This is a genomic window from Spongiactinospora gelatinilytica (assembly GCF_003236385.1).
Classification (GTDB): Bacteria; Actinomycetota; Actinomycetes; order Streptosporangiales; family Streptosporangiaceae; genus Spongiactinospora; species Spongiactinospora gelatinilytica.
The window spans coordinates 1-4,090 of sequence record NZ_POUA01000524.1 but is presented as its reverse complement, the minus strand read 5'-3'; the positions used below and the strand labels follow the sequence as shown (position 1 = coordinate 4,090).

Sequence of the window (4,090 nt, the reverse complement as noted above, 5' to 3'; positions counted from 1 at the left end):
GGGCGGCGGGTTCGCCGGCCGTACCGGCACGGGCGCGCGTCCCGGTGGCGGTGGCGGCGGCGGTGGCGCTCCCGGTGGTGGCGGCGGCTTCGGCGGCCGTCCCGGCGGGCGTGGCCGCGGCGGCGGCACGGCGGGCGCCTTCGGACGTCCGGGCGGACGCCCGGCGCGCGGGCGCAAGTCCAAGCGGCAGCGCCGTCAAGAGTTCGACAACATGCAGGCCCCGGCGATCGGCGGCGTGCAGGTCCAGCGCGGCGGCGGCCAGACGATCCGGCTTCCGCGCGGCGCGTCCCTGGCCGACTTCGCCGACAAGATCGGTGCCAACCCCGCCTCGCTGGTGCAGATCATGCTGCACCTCGGCGAGATGGTGACGGCCACCCAGTCGGTCAACGAGGAGACGCTGCAACTGCTCGGGGCCGAGCTGGACTACGTCATCCAGGTGGTCAGCCCGGAGGAGGAGGACCGCGAGCTTCTCGAGTCCTTCGACATCGAGTTCGGCGAGGACGAGGGCGACGAGGCCGACCTCGCGGCCCGGCCGCCGGTCGTGACCGTCATGGGTCACGTCGACCACGGTAAGACCAAGCTGCTGGACGCGATCCGCAAGACCAACGTGGCCGCGCGTGAGGCCGGCGGCATCACCCAGCACATCGGCGCCTACCAGGTCGAGACCACGCACGACGGTGAAGGCCGCAAGATCACCTTCATCGACACCCCGGGTCACGAGGCGTTCACCGCCATGCGTGCCCGTGGTGCGCAGTCGACCGACATCGCCGTGCTGGTGGTCGCCGCCGACGACGGTGTGAAGCCGCAGACCATCGAGGCGCTCAACCACGCCCAGGCGGCCGGGGTGCCGGTCGTCGTCGCGGTCAACAAGATCGACCGTGAGGGCGCCGACCCGAGCAAGGTCCGTGGCCAGCTCACCGAGTACGGCCTGGTGGCGGAGGAGTACGGCGGCTCGACCCTGTTCGCCGACATCTCCGCCCTGAACGGCACCGGCATCGACGGCCTGCTGGAGTCCATCCTGCTGACCGCCGACGCCGAGCTCGATCTGCGGGCCAACCCGACGATGGACGCCCAGGGCATCGCCATCGAGGCGCACCTGGACCGGGGCCGCGGCCCCGTGGCCACCGTCCTGGTCCAGCGCGGCACGCTGCGGGTGGGCGACTCGATCGTCTGTGGCGACGCGTTCGGCCGGGTCCGGGCCATGCTGGACGACAACGGCGAGCCGGTCGCCGAGGCCGACCCGTCCCGTCCGGTCCTGGTGATGGGCCTCACGGCCGTGCCGAGCGCCGGTGACAACTTCATCGTGGTCAACGACGACCGGATGGCCCGCCAGATCGCCCAGCAGCGGGCGGCCCGCCAGCGCAGCGCCGATATGGCCAGGTCCGGCCGCAGGCGCAGCCTGGAAGAGCTCTTCAAGGACATGGAGAAGGGCCAGGTCAACGAGCTGAAGCTGATCATCAAGGGTGACGTCTCCGGTTCGGTGGAGGCCCTTGAGGACGCGCTGCTCAAGATCGACGTCGGCGAGGAGGTCACCCTCCGGGTGCTGCACCGCGCGGTCGGTGCGATCACCGAGTACGACGTCAACCTGGCGATCGCCGACGACAACGCGGTGATCATCGGCTTCAACGTCCGGCCGGAGGTCAGGGCTCGCGACCTCGCCGAGCGCGAGGGTGTGGACATCCGCTACTACTCGGTCATCTACCAGGCGATCGAGGAGGTCGAGGCGGCCCTCAAGGGCATGCTGAAGCCGGAGTTCGAGGAAGTCCAGATGGGCACCGCCGAGGTGCGCGAGGTCTTCCGGGTGCCGAAGATCGGCAACGTGGCGGGCTGCCTGGTCCGCTCGGGCACGATCGTCAGGAACAGCAAGGCCCGGATCATCCGCGACGGCGTCGTGGTCGCCGACAACCTCACGGTGTCGTCGCTGCGCCGCTTCAAGGACGACGCGACCGAGGTCCGCGACGGCTTCGAGTGCGGTATCGGTGTCGGGTACAACGACATCAAGCTCGACGACGTCATCGAAACCTTCGAGATGCGGGAGAAGCCGCGCGTCTGACGCCTATCAGTCCTCGGGGGCACGGCGGGCACACCGGCCCGCCGTGCCCCCGGGACCGTGGCGCACGACGCGTGCGGACTGCCATGTACGTTGGTGCTCTGACACTTGACATCCTGCTCGGCGACGTCCGATCGCTGAAGCAGAAACGCTCGGCGGTGCGTCCCGTCATCGCCGAGGTCCAGCGGCGGTTCCCGGGCGTCGCCGTCGCCGAGAGCGGTCACCAGGATCTCCACCGCCGCGCCCTGATCGGGGTGGCGGTGGTCTCCGCCCAAGCGGCCAACTGCCGCGAGGTGCTGGAGGCCATCGAGCGCCTGGTCGCCTACCGCCCGGAGATCGAGTTGCTGTCCGCGCGGCAGCGGCTCTACAACCACGAAGAAGAGGACTGAAACCTGGACGACCGGCCGGAGCCGCCCTCCGCGCCGGTCGTCGTCGGTTCGCGGTACCGTGCCCAACGGGCCCGCACGATGAGGGGGAGCCATTATGGACGCCGCCCGCGCGCGCAAGCTGGCCGATCGGATCCAGCAGGTCGTGGCGGAGATGCTGGAGCGCCGGATCAAGGACCCGCGCCTCGGCTTCGTGACGGTCACCGACGCCAGGATCACCGCAGACCTGCGCGATGCCACGGTCTTCTACACCGTCTTCGGCTCCGACGCCGAGCGGGCCGACAGCGCCGCCGCGCTGGAGAGCGCCAAGGGCGTGATCCGCTCGGAGGTGGGCAGGCAGACCGGGCTGCGGCACACCCCGACGCTGACCTTCAAGCACGACCCGCTGCCCGACTCGGCCAAGCACATCGACGGCCTGCTGGCCGAGGCGCGGGCGCGGGACGAGGAGATCGCCAAGCGCGCCCAGGGCGCGCGGCACGCCGGGGACGCCGACCCGTACCGCAGGCCCGACGAGGCGGACGAGGCCGACGAGGCCGGGGACGAGCCGGCCCGCCATGGCGAAGAGCCCTCCGACCGGGCGGGACACTCCGCGAGGTGACCCCGGACCACACCGGCGCCCCGGCGGTGCCCGAGGAGACCTGGCGGCGGGCCGTCGAGCTCGTCACCGCCGCCGAGGAGGTCGCGCTGGCCTGCCACGTGTCCCCGGACGGCGACGCGCTCGGGTCCATGCTCGCCACCGGCCAGGCGCTCGCCGCGCTGGGCAAGCGGGTGGTCGCCTCCTTCGGCGACCAGCGCTTCGGCGTGCCCCGGCTGCTGCGGTTCCTGCCCGGCCAGGACCTCCTGGTCGAACCGGCCGGCTACCCCGCGGCGCCCGCGCTGATGATGACCTTCGACGCCTCCACCGTCGAGCGGCTCGGCCTGCTCGGCGACAGCGCGGCCAAGGCCCGCGAGCTGATCGTGGTGGACCACCACCCCGGAAACGCCGGGTTCGGCACGATGAGTCTGATCGATCCGGGGGTCGCGGCCACCGCGGTGCTGGCCGAGGAACTGATCCGCCGTCTCGGCGTACCGCTGGACAAGGACATCGCGACCTGCCTTTACACCGGGCTGGTCACCGACACCGGCTCGTTCAAGTACGACTCGACGACGCCCCCGGTACACGAGATGGCGGCCCGGCTGATCGCCACCGGGCTGTCGCCCGAGCTGATCGCCCGCGACCTGTACGACCGCTCGCCGTTCGGCTATCTGCGCGTCCTGGGGGCCGCCCTGTCGCGGGCGGAGCTGGACAGCGCGGCGGCGGGCGGCCTCGGGATGGTGTGGACCTACGTCACCCGGGCCGACCGCGCCCTGTCCGGCCTGCCGTACAACGAGGTGGAGGGCATGATCGACATCGTCCGCCGGGCCGACGAGGCCGAGGTGGCGGTGGTGCTCAAGGAGGACGACGACGGGGCCTGGCAGGTGTCCACCAGGTCCAAGGGTGCCATCGACGTCGGCCGCGCCTGTCACCTGCTGGGCGGCGGCGGCCACGCCAGAGCGGCCGGCTTCACCTCCTACCAGCCCGTGACGCAGACCGTGGCCGCGCTGCGCGGCGTGCTGCCTCCCCCCGCCTGAAAGGACGCTCATGAGCCGTACGGCTCATGAGCGTCCTTTCAGG

The 4,090-nt window shown here is 71.7% G+C and carries 4 protein-coding genes; all 4 read left to right on the top strand.

Annotated elements, in window-relative coordinates; translation table 11 throughout:
* On the top strand, nt 1-2,053 hold a 2,053-nt coding region (gene infB / locus C1I98_RS36190; protein ID WP_111171794.1), incomplete at its 5' end, for a translation initiation factor IF-2.
* Nucleotides 2,054-2,136: 83 nt separating this feature from the next.
* On the top strand, nt 2,137-2,439 hold the full coding sequence (locus C1I98_RS36185) for a DUF503 domain-containing protein (protein ID WP_111171793.1): 303 nt from the start codon (nt 2,137-2,139) through the stop codon (nt 2,437-2,439).
* Between the two features lie 91 nt (nt 2,440-2,530).
* The gene (rbfA, locus tag C1I98_RS36180) at nt 2,531-3,034 is read left to right on the top strand and encodes a 30S ribosome-binding factor RbfA (RefSeq protein WP_111171792.1); all 504 of its coding nucleotides are present in this window, start codon (nt 2,531-2,533) and stop codon (nt 3,032-3,034) included.
* Entirely contained in the window at nt 3,031-4,047 is a 1,017-nt protein-coding gene (locus C1I98_RS36175; RefSeq protein WP_111171791.1) for a DHH family phosphoesterase, read from the top strand. The genes rbfA and C1I98_RS36175 overlap by 4 nt, the downstream gene beginning before the upstream one ends.
* The last annotated feature ends 43 nt before the right edge of the window (nt 4,048-4,090 follow it).

Excerpts from the sequence above, each read along its gene's own strand:
- C1I98_RS36185 (WP_111171793.1), top strand. The coding sequence starts at position 2,137 with ATGTACGTTGGTGCTCTGACACTTGACATCCTGCTCGGCGACGTCCGA.